General features: G+C 54.9%; 14 protein-coding genes. 7 read left to right on the plus strand and 7 right to left on the minus strand.

Features of this window, described 5'->3' with window-relative positions:
- Positions 1–3: 3 nt before the first annotated feature.
- From ldcA to nadC, 4 genes are all read left to right on the plus strand, one after another.
- Complete coding sequence (gene ldcA, locus IXC47_RS14570; RefSeq protein WP_195876091.1) at positions 4–963, plus strand: muramoyltetrapeptide carboxypeptidase; 960 nt, start codon at positions 4–6, stop codon at positions 961–963.
- Between the two features lie 183 nt (positions 964–1,146).
- The gene (locus IXC47_RS14575; RefSeq protein ID WP_195876092.1) at positions 1,147–2,748 is read left to right on the plus strand and encodes an ABC-F family ATPase; all 1,602 of its coding nucleotides are present in this window, start codon (positions 1,147–1,149) and stop codon (positions 2,746–2,748) included.
- A gap of 232 nt (positions 2,749–2,980) precedes the next feature.
- The gene (nadA, locus tag IXC47_RS14580; protein ID WP_175625751.1) at positions 2,981–4,120 is read left to right on the plus strand and encodes a quinolinate synthase NadA; all 1,140 of its coding nucleotides are present in this window, start codon (positions 2,981–2,983) and stop codon (positions 4,118–4,120) included.
- A complete protein-coding gene (gene nadC / locus IXC47_RS14585; protein WP_195876093.1) occupies positions 4,117–4,989 on the plus strand; it encodes a carboxylating nicotinate-nucleotide diphosphorylase in 873 nt (290 codons plus the stop codon). Before nadA ends, nadC begins: the two co-directional genes overlap by 4 nt.
- Before the next feature lie 705 nt (positions 4,990–5,694).
- On the opposite strand, the gene nadB is transcribed toward nadC, so the two are convergent.
- Positions 5,695–7,299: an L-aspartate oxidase gene (gene nadB, locus IXC47_RS14590; RefSeq protein WP_195876094.1), complete on the minus strand. Its 1,605-nt coding sequence runs from the start codon at positions 7,297–7,299 to the stop codon at positions 5,695–5,697.
- A gap of 413 nt (positions 7,300–7,712) precedes the next feature.
- Here nadB and IXC47_RS14595 point away from each other — a divergent pair, with 413 nt between their 5' ends.
- Complete coding sequence (locus IXC47_RS14595) at positions 7,713–9,032, plus strand: dicarboxylate/amino acid:cation symporter (protein ID WP_195876095.1); 1,320 nt, start codon at positions 7,713–7,715, stop codon at positions 9,030–9,032.
- Between the two features lie 21 nt (positions 9,033–9,053).
- Here IXC47_RS14595 and IXC47_RS14600 read toward each other — a convergent pair whose 3' ends face one another.
- The 3 genes from IXC47_RS14600 to IXC47_RS14610 form a co-directional block, all read right to left on the minus strand.
- Positions 9,054–11,684, minus strand: a complete 2,631-nt coding sequence (locus IXC47_RS14600) for a sensor domain-containing protein (protein WP_195876096.1) — start codon at positions 11,682–11,684, stop codon at positions 9,054–9,056.
- Positions 11,684–12,904, minus strand: a complete 1,221-nt coding sequence (purT, locus tag IXC47_RS14605) for a formate-dependent phosphoribosylglycinamide formyltransferase (protein ID WP_195876097.1) — start codon at positions 12,902–12,904, stop codon at positions 11,684–11,686. The genes IXC47_RS14600 and purT overlap by 1 nt, the downstream gene beginning before the upstream one ends.
- Before the next feature lie 228 nt (positions 12,905–13,132).
- Entirely contained in the window at positions 13,133–14,794 is a 1,662-nt protein-coding gene (locus tag IXC47_RS14610) for an MFS transporter (RefSeq protein WP_195876098.1), read from the minus strand.
- Between the two features lie 262 nt (positions 14,795–15,056).
- Here IXC47_RS14610 and IXC47_RS14615 point away from each other — a divergent pair, with 262 nt between their 5' ends.
- The gene (locus IXC47_RS14615; RefSeq protein WP_195876099.1) at positions 15,057–15,491 is read left to right on the plus strand and encodes a PaaI family thioesterase; all 435 of its coding nucleotides are present in this window, start codon (positions 15,057–15,059) and stop codon (positions 15,489–15,491) included.
- 31 nt (positions 15,492–15,522) lie between these two features.
- A complete protein-coding gene (locus IXC47_RS14620) occupies positions 15,523–16,425 on the plus strand; it encodes an SDR family oxidoreductase (protein ID WP_195876100.1) in 903 nt (300 codons plus the stop codon).
- 32 nt (positions 16,426–16,457) lie between these two features.
- On the opposite strand, the gene IXC47_RS14625 is transcribed toward IXC47_RS14620, so the two are convergent.
- From IXC47_RS14625 to ygfZ, 3 genes are read right to left on the minus strand one after another with little or no spacing between them, the layout of a single operon-like run.
- Complete coding sequence (locus tag IXC47_RS14625; protein ID WP_195876101.1) at positions 16,458–17,192, minus strand: NRDE family protein; 735 nt, start codon at positions 17,190–17,192, stop codon at positions 16,458–16,460.
- Positions 17,183–17,470 (minus strand): DUF4936 family protein, encoded by a 288-nt coding sequence (locus tag IXC47_RS14630; protein WP_195876102.1) that lies wholly within the window; start codon positions 17,468–17,470, stop codon positions 17,183–17,185. Before IXC47_RS14630 ends, IXC47_RS14625 begins: the two co-directional genes overlap by 10 nt.
- Before the next feature lie 41 nt (positions 17,471–17,511).
- A complete protein-coding gene (gene ygfZ / locus IXC47_RS14635; protein ID WP_195876103.1) occupies positions 17,512–18,561 on the minus strand; it encodes a CAF17-like 4Fe-4S cluster assembly/insertion protein YgfZ in 1,050 nt (349 codons plus the stop codon).
- Between the last annotated feature and the right edge of the window lie 39 nt (positions 18,562–18,600).

An 18,600-nucleotide genomic window follows, 5' to 3' on the forward strand; every position in this document is an offset into this window, starting at 1 on the left:
AATATGAACGCTGAATTGAATCAGGCTGTACGCATGCTGAATGCGAGTGTGGACGGATCACTGATAGTGATAGGGCTGGTTGCCCCCAGCGGCTATGCGGTGAATCCGGATGCGGTTACACGCGGCATAGAGAACTTGCAGGCGCAAGGCTGCATAGTGAAAAACTTCAGCGACTCCGAGCGCAAATTCCAGCGCTTTGCTGCGACCGATGATGAACGCATCGCGCAATTGTATGCAGCAGCAAAAGACCCTGAAGTCGATATTGTGCTGGCGCTGCGTGGTGGCTATGGTTTGACCCGCTTGCTGCCGGAACTGGATTTCAAATTGCTGGCTGACAGCGGCAAACTATTCGTCGGACATAGCGACTTCACTGCATTGCAAATGGGTTTGCTGGCGCATCGTGGTGCCAGTAGTTTTTCCGGGCCCATGTTATGCGATGACTTCGTGCGCGAAGAATTGAGTGCCTACACGCTGAACAGTTTCTGGCGATGCATTTCCCAGTCTGAATACACGCTGACCGCACAAGTTACTGGCAATCCGGAGCTGGAAGTCAGCGGCACCTTGTGGGGCGGTAACCTGGCGATGCTGGCGCATCTGGTGGGTTCGCCTTATCTGCCGCGAGTGAAGGGCGGCATCCTGTTCGTCGAAGATGTGAATGAACATCCGTATCGCGTCGAACGTATGATTTTGCAGTTATTGCATGCGGGTGTACTGGACAGTCAACAAGCGCTGCTACTTGGTGATTTCTCTGCCTACCGCCTGACTGATTACGACAATGGCTACGACTTCGAGCAAATGGTGGCTTACCTGCGTACCCATTTGCCCATACCCGTGCTGACCGGCTTGCCATTCGGACATGGTCGCGACAAGGCAACGCTGGTCGTGGGGGCACAGGCGACGCTGCACTCGCAGGCGGATGGTTTCAGCCTGAGCATGCAGGGTTATCCCTCGCTGAAAAGATAGCAACTTCAGATAGCAACTTCGCTATTTTTCAGCTTCGAATCTTGCCTGGAAAGCAATAAATTCCATCTGCAAACTGCTTCATGCGAGGCCGCTGCGGCCTTGCTCTCCCGCGTACACGGCTGTTTACCCCCTGAGATGGTAGAATAGACGGTTATTCGATTTATATCCGCAAAGGCTTTATCAGTGTTATCTACAGCTAATATCACCATGCAGTTCGGCCCCAAGCCGCTGTTTGAAAATATTTCCGTCAAATTCGGCGATGGCAATCGTTATGGCCTGATTGGTGCCAACGGTTGCGGTAAATCCACTTTCATGAAAATCCTCGGTGGCGATCTCGATCCGTCGTCGGGTAACGTCATGCTTGATTCGAACGAACGCCTCGGTAAATTGCGTCAGGATCAGTTTGCGTTTGAAGAAATGCGCGTACTCGATGTGGTCATGATGGGCCACACCGAAATGTGGGCCGCGATGTCTGAACGCGATGCGATCTACGCCAATCCGGATGCGACCGACGACGACTACATGAAGGCGGCCGACCTGGAAGCGAAGTTTGCCGAGTACGACGGCTATACCGCAGAAGCACGCGCTGGCGAATTGCTGCTGGGCGTCGGTGTTTCCATCGACCAGCACCAGGGCCCTATGAGCGCGGTTGCGCCGGGCTGGAAGCTGCGTGTCTTGCTGGCGCAGGCCTTGTTCTCGAACCCGGACATCTTGCTGCTCGACGAACCAACCAATAACCTGGACATCAACACCATTCGCTGGCTGGAAGATATCCTGAATCAGCGCAACTCGACCATGATCATCATTTCCCATGATCGTCACTTCCTGAACCAGGTATGTACGCACATGGCCGATATGGATTACGGCACGCTGAAAGTCTATCCGGGCAACTACGATGACTACATGCTGGCTTCGTCGCAGGCTCGCGCGCAGCAACTGGCGAACAATGCGAAGGCCAAGGACAAGGTCGCCGAGTTGCAGGACTTCGTACGTCGTTTCGCGGCTAACAAATCCAAAGCGCGTCAGGCAACCTCGCGTGCCAAGCAGATCGAAAAGATCAAGGTGGAAGACGTCAAGCCATCCAGCCGTGCCAACCCGTTCATCCGTTTTGACGGTGAAAAGAAACTGCACCGCCTCGCAGTTGAAGTGGAAGGTCTTAGCAAAAAATACGACCGCGTCATCTTCAATGACTTCAACCTCATGGTGGAAGCAGGTGAGCGCATCGCCATCATCGGTGCCAACGGTGCCGGTAAAACGACTCTGCTGCGCAGCATCGGTGGCGCTGACATCACCGGCCTGGCTCCGGATCACGGCCAGGGCAAATGGGCAGAAAACGCCAACGTCGGTTACATGCCGCAGGATCCGACCGAAGACTTCGCCAGCGATAAAAACCTCACCGACTGGATGGGCCAATGGACCAAGGAAGGTGATGATGACCAGGCTGTGCGTTCCATCCTCGGCCGTTTGCTGTTCGGCGGCGACGATGTGAAGAAATCGGTCAAAGTCCTGTCCGGTGGTGAAAAAGGTCGCATGACCTACGGCAAGCTGATGCTGGGTCGTCACAACGTGCTGCTGATGGATGAGCCGACCAACCACATGGATATGGAATCCATCGAATCGCTGAACATCGCACTGGAAAAATACGCCGGTACCTTGATCTTCGTTTCGCATGACCGTGAATTCGTCTCGTCGCTGGCAACCCGTGTGCTGGAAGTGAAGGACGGTGAAATCGTCGACTTCCAGGGTACTTATGAAGAGTATTTGACCAGCCAAGGCATCGAATAAGATTGCGATTGCAAAAAGCGCGACGTGGATTCTTCCCCGTCGCGCTTTTTTACATCCGCATTCCCTGTGCCATTGTGAGGTCGATAACAACCCTCAGCCGAAAATGGCGCTACAATTCGTAGCTCACCGCCACGTCTGCCAGAGCAGGCGCAAACGGATAATAGATTTTTGTTCATGCGCAAGCATGACCCCTAGCAACAGATAAACATCGCATTCAATTATTCGATCAGCCATGCAAATCCAGCCAATCAAAACCGTTGAATTCGAACGTCCTGCCATGCAAAGCGGCACCAGCTGCACAGCACAAGCCTGGGCGCGGACCCCGGCCGTACCATCGCCGGAAGAAAAGATTGCACTCAAGGAACGCATCAAGCGTTTGTTGAAGGAGCGCGAAGCCGTCCTGGTCGCGCATTACTACGTTGATTCGGACTTGCAGGACCTGGCCGAAGAAACCGGTGGTTGTGTTTCCGACTCGCTGGAAATGGCACGCTTCGGTCGCGATCATCCGGCCAAGACCCTGGTCGTCGCCGGTGTGAAATTCATGGGCGAAACCGCCAAAATCCTGAGCCCGGAAAAAACCATCCTCATGCCTGATCTGGATGCGACTTGCTCGCTCGATCTCGGTTGCCCGACGGATGAATTCTCCGCATTCTGCGATGCGCATCCGGATCGCGTCGTCGTGGTCTACGCAAATACCAGTGCAGCAGTCAAAGCGCGCGCTGACTGGATGGTCACTTCCTCCATCGGTTTGAAAATCGTCGCGCACCTGCACGCACAAGGCAAAAAAATCCTGTGGGCACCAGACAAGCATCTTGGTGGTTACATCCAGAAGCAAACTGGTGCCGACATGCTGCTGTGGCAAGGTTCCTGCCTGGTGCACGATGAATTCAAAGCAGTGGAACTGGAGCTGCTGAAAAAAGAACATCCACTCGCCAAAGTACTGGTGCACCCTGAGTCGCCAGCTTCGGTAGTGGCATTGGCAGATGCGATCGGCTCGACTTCGCAACTGATACACGCAGCGCAAACCATGGATGCGCCTGAATTCATCGTGGCGACCGACAACGGCATCCTGCACAAGATGAAAGCAGCGGCGCCCGGCAAAATCTTCATCGATGCGCCGACCGCAGGCAACAGCGCAACCTGCAAGAGCTGCGCGCATTGCCCATGGATGGCCATGAATGGTTTGCAAAACCTGGCAGACGTACTGGAATCCGGCCGCAATGAAATCCACGTTGATCCGGAAATCGGCCGCAAGGCGACCGTCTGTATCGATCGCATGCTCGACTTCGCCGCGGCAGAAAAAGCCAATGTGCGTCCATCCAGCGATCTGGCAAAAGAACAAAAACTGTTTTCAGGAATAGGCCCGGCATGAGTTTGTTGCGTAATCCCTTCGCGCCGTTCGATGCAGACTTGGCTGCAGCATTTGAACGGAATATCGAAACAGCACTGGCGGAAGACGTCGGTACTGGTGACGTCACCGGCAAGCTGGTACCAGAACAGGAAATCGTCCATGCACGCGTGATCGTGCGTGAGTCTGCGGTACTGTGCGGTGCGCCGTGGTTTGAATGCGTGATGAAGCGGCTGGATGCGCGCATCAACATCACCTGGCACTATGCCGAAGGTGATGTGATGACGGCTGATAGCGAAGTATGTGCGATAGAAGCACCAGCGCGTGCCTTGCTGACAGCCGAACGCTCGGCACTGAACTTCCTGCAATTGTTGTCAGGTGTTGCCAGTGCGACGCGTCAATACGCAGGTATCGTGGCTGGTACCAAGGCAGCCATCCTGGATACGCGTAAAACGCTGCCAGGACTGCGTCTGGCGCAGAAGTATGCGGTACGGGTAGGTGGTGGTAAAAATCAACGCCTGGCGCTGTATGACGGCATCCTGATCAAGGAAAATCACATTGCGGCAGCGGGTGGTGTTAGTGCCGCGATGAAAGCGGCTTTGGCGTTGAATGCGGGTGTGACGATACAGATCGAAGTCGAGAATCTGGCTGAATTGCAGGATGCACTGGATGCTGGTGCCAAGTCTGTCTTGCTGGATAACTTCTCGCTGGATGATATGCGGGCGGCAGTGGCTTTGACGGCTGGGCGTGCTTTGCTGGAGGCTTCGGGTGGGGTTAGCCGGGAGTCAGTGCGGGCGATTGCTGAGACTGGGGTTGATCGGATTTCGATCGGGGCGTTGACTAAGGATGTACGGGCTACGGATTATTCTTTGCGGATTGTGGGGAGTAAGTAGTCGTAGTTTGGATGTTTTATAAAAAGCCGCTTTTTAGCGGCTTTTTTGTTGGTTGGGTTCGCGATTTTGTTGCTGATGCTGTTGGCTCTCCGTGGAGAGCGGGGTTGCCGGGGGTAGCCCGGCAGCTACTCACTTTCTTTGCTTCGCCAAAGAAAGTAAGCAAAGAAAGGCGACCGCAAGAGCCGTTGCACACTAAAGTGTGTCACCCAAGTCCAGCGAGCGCCAGCCGGGGTCGCAAACAAACTCGCTACGCTCAGACAAGTTTGCGCCCTTAATCCGTCTGACACTCACTGGCCTTGGCAACGTCAGATGCGGAACGTCAAAAGCAGCAGCCTTGTTGAAGAGAAGTATGTGCGTTGTTCGCAAAGAGGCTGTGGTTGGTAGTCCACTGTGACGATGCCGTTTGTGCGGGACAGAAAATGGAAAAAGAAGTGGGTGTGTCTGAGCGCAGCGAGTTTCGCCCACTTCCCATTTTTTGTCCCGCACAAACGGGAACCCCGCAGGGGCAGCGGTGCCGTGGTCGCCTTCTTTTGCTTACTTTTCTTGGCGAGACAAGAAAAGTGAGTGGCTGCCGGGCCACCCCCGGCAACGCACCTCTCCACGGAGAACAAACGCCATCAGCAACAAAAATACGCAAACCATCCCACCAATAAAAAATGCCGCTCAGTCAAAAACTGAACGGCATTTTTATTAATCCAAATAATCTTACTTCTTGCGATCCGGCGATAACACGCTCGGCAAAGCCTTCGGCAAAGTATCCGGATAATCCCGGCTGTAGTGCAAGCCACGGCTCTCACGGCGCGACAGCGCGCTGTTGACGATCAGCGATGCTACTTCCACCAGGTTACGCAGTTCCAGCAGATCTGGTGTGATGCGGAAGTTGGCGTAGTATTCGTCGATTTCTTCCTTCAGCAAACGGATGCGATGCTGCGCGCGTTCCAGGCGCTTGGTGGTACGCACGATGCCGACGTAGTTCCACATGAAGCGACGCAGTTCGTCCCAGTTGTTGGCGATGATGACTTCTTCGTCTGCATCGGTGACGCGGCTTTCATCCCAGGCGGGCAGGGCGCTGGCTTTTTGCGGAGCTTGCTCGTCTATGTATTTCGCTGTGGCGCGACCCAGTACCAGGCATTCGAGCAAGGAGTTGCTGGCCAGACGGTTTGCGCCGTGCAGGCCGGTGTAGGTGGCTTCGCCGACGGCGTACAGACCAGGCAAGTCGGTACGACCCGAGAGGTCAGTGATGATGCCGCCGCAGGTGTAATGCGCTGCTGGCACGACTGGTATCGGTTGCTTGGTCATGTCTATACCCAGCTCCAGACAGCGCGCCATGATGGTCGGGAAGTGTTCCTTCAGAAACTCCGGCGATTTGTCGCTGATGTCGAGGTCGACGTAGTCCAGACCGCGTTTTTTCATTTCCGCATCGATGGCACGCGCGACGATGTCGCGTGGTGCCAGTTCGGCGCGTTCGTCATGCGCAGGCATGAAGCGCTTGCCGCCGTCGCGACCGGCGCTGGCTGGCAGCTTGAGTACGCCGCCTTCGCCGCGTACCGCTTCCGTGATGAGGAAGGATTTTGCGTATGGGTGATACAGGCAGGTCGGGTGGAATTGGATGAATTCCATGTTGGCGATACGGCAGCCGGCACGCCATGCCATCGCGATGCCGTCGCCGGTCGCGGTGTCAGGGTTGGTGGTGTAGAGGTAGACCTTGCCTGCGCCGCCGGTTGCCAGCACTGTGTGTTCGGCGGCGATGGTGATGACCTTGCCGCTTTTGACGTCCTGTACATACAGGCCTAGGCAGCGTGGGCCGTTTTTCTTTTGGTCCAGCTTGTCGGAGGTGATGACGTCGATCGCGTAGTGATGCTCTAGCAGCGTGATGTTCGGATGTGCACGTACTTTTTGTTCCAGCGTGACTTGTACGGCGTGGCCGGTGGCATCCGCTGCGTGGATGATGCGGCGCTGGCCGTGACCGCCTTCGCGGGTCAGGTGGAAACCGAGTTCGGCGGTCGGATCAGGGGTGAATGGCACGCCTTGCGCGATCAGCCATTCGATCGCTTCGCGGCCATGTTCGACGATGAAGCGGGTGGCTGCCTCATCGCACAGGCCGCCGCCAGCGACCAGGGTGTCGGCTACGTGTTCGTCTACGCTGTCATTCGAGTCAAGTACGGCGGCGATGCCGCCCTGGGCCCAGCTGCTGGCGCCGTCTAGCAATGCACGTTTGGAAATGACCGCAACCTTACGGGTTTCGGCGAGGTGGAGGGCGACGGAGAGGCCTGCCAGTCCACTGCCGACAATCGCGACATCAAATTTCATAGATATTCTTAGTAAAAATAAGTTTGCCCATGAATATATTCGATTTGGCTAAATGTCGTGCATTTAGTGCGCCAAATGCGGATTGTCCCGGGGCGTAATGTGAGGAAGATGTTAAAACTGCGAGCCTGACCTTATGGGCGGCTATGGTGCTTAACGGTTTTTGCTATGTTACCGCAATGTGACCGAACTTAAATAGCGTAAATACGCTTGTTTACCAAGGCCTGTCAACGTTGGGGGGGTAAAAACAGCGGGAATTATTTGTCTTGTGCAGGTGAATCTTTTTACACGCCGACTGCCTAAAAGAGGTCTAGCATGGCATTTTTCTAGGCATTCATAGGCAGACATTGAGGATGTGCCTGTCAGCGACGGACATAGGCTCAATCGGTGTGTTCAACTTTCACGAAAAGAACAAAATGAAAAAGCCTCCTCTTTATAAATCCCTGTATGCACAAGTTATCGTCGCCATCATTATCGGTGTCCTGTTAGGGCACTTCCTGCCCGAGACCGGTACTGCAATGAAGCCTCTGGGTGATGGTTTCATCAAACTGATCAAGATGATCATCGCACCTGTCATTTTCTGTACTGTGGTGATTGGTATCGCCGGTATGGAAGATATGAAAAAGGTCGGCAAGACCGGTGGCCTGGCGCTGCTGTACTTCGAGATCATGAGTACGGTCGCCTTGCTGGTAGGCTTGATTATTGTTAACGTTTTGCAACCTGGCGCTGGCATGAATGTCGATGTCAGCACGCTCGATACCGCCAGCCTCGCTTCCTACACCGCGCCCGGCAAGCTGGAAACGGTGACCGAGTTTGCGATGCATATCATCCCGATGAGCATGATAGATGCGTTCGCCAAAGGCGATGTGCTGCAAGTCTTGCTGGTGTCGGTGCTGTTTGGCTTCGCTTTGCAAAAGCTCGGTGGCCGCGGCACGCTGGTGTTTGATTTCATCGAAAAAATCTCGCACGTATTGTTCACCATCGTCGGTTTCATCATGCGCGCAGCGCCTATCGGTGCCTTCGGTGCGATGGCCTTCACCATCGGCAAGTACGGCATCAGTTCATTGCTGTCACTGGGCAAGCTGATGGGGGCGTTCTACCTGACCTGCCTGTTCTTTATCTTCGTGGTGCTGGGCATCGTCACACGCCTGCATGGCTTTAGCGTCTGGAAGTTTGTGAAGTACATCAAGGAAGAGTTGCTGATTGTGCTCGGTACTTCTTCATCTGAATCGGTGCTGCCGCGCATGATCGCCAAGATGGAAAACATGGGGGCGAAGAAATCGGTGGTCGGCCTGGTGATACCTACCGGTTATTCGTTCAATCTTGATGGCACGGCGATTTACCTGACGATGGCTGCGGTGTTTATTGCGCAGGCTACCAATACGCCTATGACCCTGATGCAGCAAGTGACCTTGCTGGCGGTACTGCTGCTGACGTCCAAGGGCGCGGCAGGGATTACTGGTAGCGGCTTTATTGTGCTGGCAGCGACCTTGTCAGCAGTCGGCCACGTGCCGGTTGCGGGGCTGGCGCTGATCCTGGGTATAGATCGCTTCATGTCTGAGGCGCGTGCACTGACCAATACCATCGGTAATGGTGTGGCGACCCTGGTGGTGGCGAAATGGGTAGGGGATCTGGATATGGATAAGCTGCATGCCGAGCTGGATAATGAAAGTCCACAGGCAGCGGATCAACCGGAAAAGATACTCGACCAGACCAATACCAAACTGGGTGCCTGATGCATTAGTTGCCTTGCCCGCCTAGACCACCACCAGCGGGTAACGATGCGCATGACAGATCAGGGCTTCCGCTTCCTGTGCCGTTAATGGTGCAGAGAACAGGAAGCCCTGTCCCAGATTGCAGCCCATCTTCTTCAACTCGCGGATTTGCTCGAAGTTTTCCACGCCTTCAGCGGTCGTTTGCAGGTTCAGTGTTTGCGCCAGCGCCATCATCAGGCGCATGATTTCCATATCGCTTTGATTGTGGCCTATGCCGCGCACAAAGGCTTTGTCTATCTTGAGAATGTCGATAGGCAGTTTTTGCAGGTAGGCCAGTGATGAGTAGCCGGTGCCAAAATCATCGAGCGCCAGACGCACGCCCAGCTTCTTCAGCATGGATAGGTTTTCCATGGTCTGCAATGGATTCGCCATTGCAGAAGTCTCAGTCAACTCCAGTTCCACCATTTGCGGAATCACGCCGCTGCTGTCGAGTATGTCGCGTACCTGGCTGAAGAAGGAAGCTTGCAGCAGTTGGCGCATCGAGACATTGATGGCCATGGTGATGTTGCCCATTTCCGGGTACTGCTGTTGCCACGCTGCGAGCTGTTTGCATGCCTGTTCCATCGCCCACATGCCGATAGGCACCACCATGCCCGAGGTTTCGGCTATCGGTATGAATTCATTCGGCGAAATCATGCCGTATTCCGGGCTATTCCAGCGCAGCAGCAATTCAAAGCCTTGCACGCTGCCGTCTGCCAATACCACCTTGGGTTGGTAGGCCACCGATAACTCATTGCGTTCCAGTGCGAAGCGCAGTGCCACTTCCATGCGCGCATGCTTGGTGGTTTTGCTTTGCAGTGCGGCGTCGTAAATCTCGGTACGGTTGCGTCCTCGCTCCTTCGCCTGGTACATCGCAGCGTCGGCATCGCGTATCAAGTCTGCCGGGCTTTGATGGCTGGCATTGAGTTGCGCTATCCCTATGCTGGTTTGTATCTTGACGACGACGTTGTCGAAGATCAGGCGTTCGGATACCACCGCCATGATTGCATTGGCCTTGATGGTGGCTTCCGCCAGTGATGAGTTGGTGAGGATGACAAATTCATTGCCGCCGAAACGTGCGACGAAGTCGTCGGCAGGCAGGGCAGCGACTATGCGCTTGCTGATTTCGATCAGGCATTGATCGCCGAAGTCATGTCCGTGCGTGTCGTTCACGCTCTTGAAGAAGTCGAGGTCGCAGAACAGCATGGTCAGGCTGGATTGCCGTTGACGACTGTTCTCCATCGCCGTGCTTAATGTATTCACCAGGAAGCGGCGATTCGGCAGGTCGGTCAGCATATCGTGCATGGCCTGGTATTCGATCTGCAATTCTGTCTGCTTGCGCTTGGTGATGTCGCGCGTGACGCCGAGTACGCCTATGGTCTGGCCGCTCACATCCGGCAGCGGATATTTGCTGGTGTGGAACCAGCGATCCATATCCTGGCGCCAGAAACCACGGACTTCGACATCTTGTATAGGCACGCCGGTCTGCATGATTTGCATGTCCTGGCGCTGGATTTCATCTGCAATTTCCTGCGCGCTCAAGTCGTCGTCGGGATTCGCCATCTTCTCGCACAGGTCATGCGCAGTTTTGCCGCGCAATTCACTTTCGCTATTGAAGCCAAAGCGTTTCTGGAAGCTTTGATTGCTGATGGTGAAACGACCTTCGTTATCCTTGGCATAAATCATCGAAGGATTCAGGTCGAGTACGGAGCGTAGCAGGGCGGTTTCTTCCAGCAGCTTTTGTTCTGCTTCCTTGCGCAGCGTAATGTCTTCTATGCTGAAGACCAGGCCATTGATGGCGGCATCATGCAGCATGTTGTAGCCGCGTGTTTCCAGCCAGATCCAGTGACCATCCTTGTGGCGTGTACGGTGACACGAAAAAACCGTGCTGTGCGGCGTGTCGCGCAGCTCACGCAGCTTGGCCTTGTGTTGCGCCTCATCTTCGCTATGCAGTACCGGCTTCATCGCATGGCGGATGATTTCATCGATGCTATAGCCTATGACTTCCTGCAAGGCAGGGTTGGCAAATTTGATCTTGTAGTGGGCGTCGGTGATGATGAAGATGTGGCGTGTCACCCGCGCGATCGCATTGAAGCGACGCTCATTGGTATGCGCCTGGTGCAGCGTGACGCGGTTCAGGTTCAGCGTCTTGGCCAGTACAACAGAGAGCCAGCCTATGCAGGCAGTGGCAAAGAAGTCCGGCAGCAGGTCTATGGTTTCTGCACCGAGCTGATTGCCGAGGAAGTAACCGAGTACTGCGAGTATGGCAATCGCGATGACCGCGCTGCGTGTGCGCAGCACCAGCGGGAAGATACCTGCGACCGCTATCAGCCATGGCATGGGGTGATAGCTGGCGAGCACCACGATGACGCAGCTTGCCAGCGCCATTTCAAGCAGATAGATGGATTCCCTGAAGGTTTTGGTACGGAACCAGAAGTAACGCACAAAAGCAGCGAGCAGCAAGGCGGTCAGTACGCCGACCGCGCCGAGGCCGACAGGGGCCAGGCTGAGTTCGCTGTCGTAGATCAGTACGACGACGTTAAACAGAAGTGCCGCATACAGTAGCAGGGAGACGGTGCGGAAAATATCACGACCGACAAAAAAATCTATGCCACTGATATGCGGCGTCTTCATTAGCTGGAGGTGACCGGATTAACCTTCGCGGCGGCAGCTTTGGCATTCTTGCGTGCAGTCTCGACATCGGCCGCGCTGGCCAAGGCGACACCCATGCGACGGCGGGCGAAGGATTCCGGTTTGCCGAACAGACGGATATCGGTACCGGGGATGTGGAGCGCATCTGCCACGCCTTCAAAGGACACCACTTTAGCGTCGTGGCGGCCATAAATGACGGCAGATGCGGCCGGTGTTTTCAATGCGACATTCACAGGCAGGCCGAGGATGGCTTTGGCATGCAATTCAAATTCGCTTTGCTCCTGGCTGGCCATGGTGACCATGCCGGTGTCGTGCGGACGCGGGCTGACTTCGGAGAACCAGACCATATCGTCCTTGACGAAGAGTTCAACACCGAACAGGCCGAGGCCACCCAGGTTGTCGGTGACGCGTTTGGCGATCTCGTGCGCTTTTTGCAATGCGCCAGGATGCATGCGTTGCGGCTGCCATGATTCGACATAGTCGCCATTCACTTGCACATGACCTATCGGTTCGCAGAAGTGCGTATGGACCGCGCCATCTGCACCCAGTGCGCGTACCGTCAGCAATGTGATTTCGTATTCAAAGTCGATGAAACCTTCCACGATGACGCGACCTGAATCAACACGGCCGCCAGCAGCTGCGCACTCCCAGGCCGCTTCGATATCGGCGCTGCTGTTGAGCTTGGACTGGCCTTTGCCGGACGACGACATGACTGGTTTGACCACGCATGGATAGCCGATCTCGGCACATCCGGCCTGCAGCTCTTTCAGGCTGTCGGCAAAACGATAAGGAGAGGTGGCGCAACCGAGTTCTTCAGCGGCCAGGCGACGTATGCCTTCGCGATCCATCGTCAGCCAGGCGGCACGCGCGGTTGGGATGACGCGCACGGTACCGGCGTTTTCCAGTTCGACCAGCTTGGCGGTGGCGATTGCTTCGATCTCCGGCACGATCAAATCCGGTTTTTCCTGATTGATCAATTCCGCCAGTGCGACCCCGTCGGTCATGTCTATGACGTAGGAGCGATGCGCGACCTGATGACCCGGGGCGTTGCTGTAGCGGTCGACCGCGATAACTTCCACGCCCAGGCGTTGTAATGAAATGATGACTTCTTTGCCCAGCTCGCCGGAGCCAAGCAGCATGACCTTGGTTGCAGTGGCAGACAAGGGGGTGCCGATACGATGGATGGTGTTGCTTTTAGTCATGAAGGGAATGATAGAGATGGTGCATTCTCGAGTGGGCGAGAACGAGATTATTGACGTACAGACAATAGCAAATCTTGTCAGCTTTGGACAGCGCAAATTATAGGATGGTTGCGCATTTCCAGAGGGAAATTATTTAAAAATAACGGCTGAAAACATAAGGGAAATAAAAAAGCTGCCAGTGTGAGTGGCAGCTTTTTATGCAAGACAGATGTCTATGCGTGGCGATGTTTAGTCGTTGGCATAAATATCATTGTCTTTGGTTTCCCGGACAAACAGCATACCGATCACGAAGGTAATCAGTGCGATGATGATTGGGTACCAGAGGCCGTAGTAAATATCGCCCTTGAATGCGACCAGAGCAAATGCTGTGGTTGGCAACAAGCCACCGAACCAGCCGTTACCGATATGGTATGGCAGGGACATCGATGTGTAGCGGATACGGGTCGGGAACATTTCAACCAGCATGGCAGCAATCGGACCGTACACCATCGTGACGTAGAGCACGAGGATGAACAGCAGCAAGAGTGTCATACCGTAGTTGATTTGGTTCGGATCGGCTTTGGTTGGATAACCGTGAGCCTTGATGGCATCGCCCAGCTCTTTCGAGAAGGCTTTGTCTTTTGCAGTTGCTTCTTCTTTCGACAGGCCTTTGGCATCGTAGGATGTCAACAGCGTATCGCCGACCTTAACAGTCGCAACTGTACCTGCTGGTGCTACTTCATTCGAGTAAGCAACCGAAGCGGCCGCCAGTTTGGCTTTCACGATGTCGCAAGACGAAGTGAATTTTTTGGTGCCGGTTGGGTTGAACTGGAATTGGCAGGTAGCAGGATCAGCAACCACGACCACTGGCGAATTTTTCAGAGCTGCTTCCAATGCCGGATTGGCATAGTGGGTCAGCGCGCCAAAGATCGGGAAGTAGGTCAGTGCTGCAATCAGACAGCCCGCCATGATGATAGGTTTGCGGCCGATTTTATCGGACAGGATACCGAAGATCACGAAGAACGGAGTTGCCAGCAACAGCGACGCTGCGATCAGGATGTTGGCGGTCGGGCCGTCAACTTTCAGTGTTTGCGTCAGGAAGAACAACGCATAGAACTGACCTGTGTACCAGACCACTGCCTGACCTGCGGTCAGACCGATCAGTGCCAGGATAACGATCTTCAGGTTGCCCCATTTTGCAAACGCTTCGGTCAGCGGTGCCTTCGAAGCTTTACCTTCCGATTTCATTTTCAGGAAGGCAGGCGATTCGGACATCGACAAGCGAATCCAGACCGAGATACCCAGCAGGAAAACCGAAACCAGGAACGGAATGCGCCAGCCCCAATCGGCAAATGCTTCTTCGCCCATCGCAGTACGTGTACCCAGAATCACCAGCAGGGACATGAACAGACCCATGGTCGCGGTGGTTTGAATCCACGAGGTGAATGCGCCACGTTTGCCGTGCGGTGCATGCTCGGCAACGTAAGTTGCCGCGCCGCCGTACTCACCACCCAGAGCCAGACCTTGCAAGATACGCAGGATGATCAGGATGATAGGAGCAGCGATGCCGATGGAAGCATAATTCGGCAGCAGGCCGACGACGAATGTCGACGTACCCATAATCACGATAGTGACCAGGAAGGTATATTTACGACCAATCATGTCGCCGAGTCGGCCGAACACGATAGCGCCGAAAGGACGAACAATAAAACCGGCAGCGAAGGCGAGCAGGGCGAAAATAAATGCCGTGTTCGGATCGGTACCAGCAAAGAACTGCTTCGCGATAATTGCAGCTAGTGAGCCGTATAGATAAAAGTCATACCATTCAAATACGGTACCCAGCGAAGAAGCGAAAATAACTTTCCGCTCCTCCGGCGTGATACCGCGATCAGTTGTGGATACTGTCGCCATGTTCGTCTCCTTAATAATTATTAATATTCGACGCACGAGTAGGTTCGTACATCGGGTACGCAAATGCAGTGTGCGACGAGAAACTTACGTGGGACTTGCGTGAAACTTACGTAACGCTTACATGCTTGAATTGCAACAAATTAGTAAGTTCATGGCTGTAAACAGACGTGCGACAGGTGCCGGAACAAGGAGAATTTCACTGCCTGGCTTGCGGCAGCCGGGGATGGCTTAAAATGACGCCCTTTAGTAAAGAAAAGCAGCAATGAATAATATTTCCACTTTGTCTACCCAGCCCGTCATTCCCTTCCTGCAGGAACTTGGTGTTGAAATTGTCGATTTTGGCGGCGGAGAAGGCCAGATCGCTTTGACCCTGGAAGCACGTCATTTGAATGGCTGGCACGTCGCGCACGGCGGCGTTGTCATGACCATGCTGGACAATGTGATGTCGCTGGCCGGTCGCTCGCTCGAGCCAGGCATACGTGGCGGCGTCACGATAGAAATGAAAACCAGCTTTATGCAGCCGGGTGGTGTCGAAGGCGACCGCATGCTGGCCAAAGGCAAAGTGCTGCACGCGTCTGCCAGCATTTACTTTTGCGAAGGCGAACTATGGAACGCAGACAAGCTGGTGGCCAAAGCAAGCGGCACGTTTAAATTCATCCGTCGCACCGACGTCGCCAAAAAATTGCAGCAAGCCTGAGCGCTCGCACAGACCTTAACCGAAAGCAGGCATGAAACAATTCAAGGATAGGGTAGCGGTCATTACCGGTGCCGCCAGTGGCTTTGGCCGTGAGTTTGCCTATGCAGGTGCGAAGCTGGGCATGAAGCTGGTGCTGGCCGATGTGCAGCAGGATGCGCTGGCTGCACTGGACGCCGAGTTAAGCGGGCAGGGCGTGGCGGTGCTGCCAGTGCATTGTGATGTCAGCAAACCGGAGCAGGTGCAGGCACTGGCTGATGCGACCATGGCGCGCTTTGCTGCAGTTCATCTCTTATTCAATAACGCCGGTGTCGGTTCGGGTGGCCTGATCTGGGAAAACTCGGCCAGTGACTGGGACTGGGTGTTGGGCGTCAACCTGTTTGGCGTGATCCATGGTGTACGCATCTTTACGCCGCTGATGCTGGCATGTGCGAAGGACGATCCTGATTACCAAGGACACATCGTCAATACCGCTTCGGTTGCCGGTTTGCAGAACGCGCCGACCATGGGGATTTATAACGTGTCCAAACATGCGGTCGTGTCAGTGACGGAAACCCTGTATCAGGATTTGCAATTGATAGAAGCGCCTATTGGTACATCCTTGCTGTGCCCATACTTTGTGCCTACCGGCATCCATCAATCGGAACGCAACCGTCCGGCCGAGATGCAGAACGAGGCAGCACCTACCACCAGCCAGCGTGCCGCACAGGCGTTCTCGGAAAAAGCAGTCGTGTCAGGGAAAATTTCAGCTGCACAGGTTGCACAGCTGACGTTTGATGCGATACGCGAAGATCAGTTTTATATTTATTCGGATCTGGAGCCTTTGGCCAGCGTGCGCAAGCGTATGGAAGACCTGGTGCAGCAGCGCAATCCTTATGATCCGTATGAAGAAGTACCGCATATCAAGCAATTGCTGCGGGCAAAGCTGAAGCGCTGATACCTCTCTGCTGCCTGCTCAGGCAGCAGCCCTTAACGCATCGCCAGTGTCGGTCTTTCTATCAGCACGGGTTGCGTGCCGCCATTCAGTTTGACCAGCGTGGAAACACGCGTGCCATAGTCGGGTGATTCGATGCAAACGGCTGACAACAAACGTTCGCGTTCTATGCTGACGCCGGTTTTTGGCAGACGGCAATCCGATGCGCAAGTGGTGTCGGTCAACATCTCAAAGTAAGCATCTTCCGGCGCGCCCTGGCACAGCAGGCTGGCGAATTGTGCCTTGGTGCGTACCACCTTGGGCCAGGCGCAATCGAGCAGCGAGTTGGATAAGCCGTAGATGCCAGGTCCCAAGGCCTTGCCATTGCGTTCATCGCCATCGCCGCGATTCGAGTACCAGACCAGTTGTTTGCTATCGCCTATCAGCAGGTTAAAGCCGTTGTATTCCTGTTGCTGGGTTTTGAGTTCGCTGATGTATTCATCCGGGCTCATCGTGCCTGCCAGGAAGTTGGTCACCAGTGCACCACGCGATGGTGCATCGTCGCGCATCTCGGATGGTGCGCGGATATTCGTCAATGCGGCAAAGCGTCCTTCACGGGTTACGCCTATCCAGGTGCCGCCACCTTGCAAATCACGACCTGCGTAGATCTGCGGATAATCTTCCCACCAGTCTGCCGGTTTGGCCGGACGGTCGTAGAACTCATCGCGATTACCGGCGGCGATCAGGGGCATGTCCGGTATCACATGCCATGCAAAGACGATTAAGCACATAAAGATAAATCCAAAAAATGTTCCGTATGGCGTTTGCCATCTATCAAGCCAGCTAACTGGCTGGCGCTTACCGCCTGTTCCAGTTCTGCTGCAAAACCTTCGGCCACATCCAGATAGACCTCCATCCAGGTATGCATACCATCCTGCGCTTCCGGACGTCGCTTGAGCGCAGTCTGTATGCCATGCAGCCGGGCGAGATTATCTTGCATAGTCAAAACTTTTGCACGCAAGTCTGTCGCATCGGCCACTGCCACCCGATAGTAGATGTAGAGATCCATGGTTATTGTCCGTGATTTATCCGGAGTCTGCTGGCAACGGCTCAGGCCGCCGGGTCGGTCAGTGGATATGGCAGCGGCTGGAAGGACAGCAGCGGGCCGCTGGCACTACCCAGGTGTACGGCGCTGTCGGTAGCGGCCAGTTTGATCTCTACCAGGCAATCGGTGGTGTCGGCACCGGAACGCTCGGCATTGACCACCATGCCGCAAGGCTGGTCCGGATCGTCGACGGAAAAGATTTCGGTACCGGCTGCGACCTGCGTTGCAGTGACGCTGGCATGCAGCATGCGGCGTTTGAGTTTGCCGAGGTACTGGCTGCGGGCGACGATTTCCTGGCCCGGATAGCACCCTTTTTTGAAGTTCACGCCACCCAGCAATTCAAAATTGATCATCTGCGGCACGAATTGCTCTTGCGTGGCAGCGGTGATGTGCGGCACGCCGCCATCGATCTCGGCCAGCTGCCAGGCATCCGCACCGCTGGCTTGCAGGATTTCAGTCAGGTGCGGCCACGCTTCGATGGCTTGGTCGACCGTGGTGATCCATTGGTAGCGTGGCACATCGAATGCATTCGAATGACGGATCACGGTACCGGCTTCATTGTCGACCTTGCCATAGATGGCTACGGGCAGCGTCGGGAACCATGGCATCAGCGCGCTGGCAGCCGCAGGGCCGGCTACACCCAGCATCACGTATTCTTCGCTGACGTCGGCCAGCTTGGCTTTGGCGCGCAAGATGAACATTTGCAAACGCTTCTGTATCGTTGCCTGCAATTCGCGTGGCAATTGCAGCATGATGCGATCAGCAGTCTGCCAGATCAGGAAGCTGGCCAGCAGCCGGCCTTTGGGCGAGCAATAGCCTGCCAGTCGTGCTTCTTTGCTGCCGAGGTGTTCAACGTCGTTAGTCAGCTGGTTGTGCAGGAAATTGGCGGCATCTTCACCGCTGGCAGCGATCAGGCCGAGATGGGTAAGCGGGGTGACAAAGTTGGTTTTAGCGGTTTCCCCGGGTATTTCTGCACCGAAAGACGAGACGCGCGGAGTCGCGTCGTCACTGATATTTGCGCCTTGGTCAGCCAGAAAAGTAAGCCATGTAGTCATAATTTCAATCAATAAATTGGAGCGTAAGGTGGTTCAGCG

This window comes from Herminiimonas contaminans (genome assembly GCF_015645465.1).
GTDB classification, from domain to species: Bacteria; Pseudomonadota; Gammaproteobacteria; order Burkholderiales; family Burkholderiaceae_D; genus Oxalicibacterium; species Oxalicibacterium contaminans.

Coding starts and splice junctions, on each gene's coding strand:
- ldcA (WP_195876091.1), top strand. CDS start 4: ATGAACGCTGAATTGAATCAGGCTGTACGCATGCTGAATGCGAGTGTG.
- nadA (WP_175625751.1), top strand. CDS start 2,981: ATGCAAATCCAGCCAATCAAAACCGTTGAATTCGAACGTCCTGCCATG.
- nadC (WP_195876093.1), top strand. CDS start 4,117: ATGAGTTTGTTGCGTAATCCCTTCGCGCCGTTCGATGCAGACTTGGCT.
- nadB (WP_195876094.1), bottom strand. CDS start 7,299: ATGAAATTTGATGTCGCGATTGTCGGCAGTGGACTGGCAGGCCTCTCC.
- IXC47_RS14595 (WP_195876095.1), top strand. CDS start 7,713: ATGAAAAAGCCTCCTCTTTATAAATCCCTGTATGCACAAGTTATCGTC.
- IXC47_RS14600 (WP_195876096.1), bottom strand. CDS start 11,684: ATGAAGACGCCGCATATCAGTGGCATAGATTTTTTTGTCGGTCGTGAT.
- purT (WP_195876097.1), bottom strand. CDS start 12,904: ATGACTAAAAGCAACACCATCCATCGTATCGGCACCCCCTTGTCTGCC.
- IXC47_RS14610 (WP_195876098.1), bottom strand. CDS start 14,794: ATGGCGACAGTATCCACAACTGATCGCGGTATCACGCCGGAGGAGCGG.
- IXC47_RS14615 (WP_195876099.1), top strand. CDS start 15,057: ATGAATAATATTTCCACTTTGTCTACCCAGCCCGTCATTCCCTTCCTG.
- IXC47_RS14620 (WP_195876100.1), top strand. CDS start 15,523: ATGAAACAATTCAAGGATAGGGTAGCGGTCATTACCGGTGCCGCCAGT.
- IXC47_RS14625 (WP_195876101.1), bottom strand. CDS start 17,192: ATGTGCTTAATCGTCTTTGCATGGCATGTGATACCGGACATGCCCCTG.
- IXC47_RS14630 (WP_195876102.1), bottom strand. CDS start 17,470: ATGGATCTCTACATCTACTATCGGGTGGCAGTGGCCGATGCGACAGAC.
- ygfZ (WP_195876103.1), bottom strand. CDS start 18,561: ATGACTACATGGCTTACTTTTCTGGCTGACCAAGGCGCAAATATCAGT.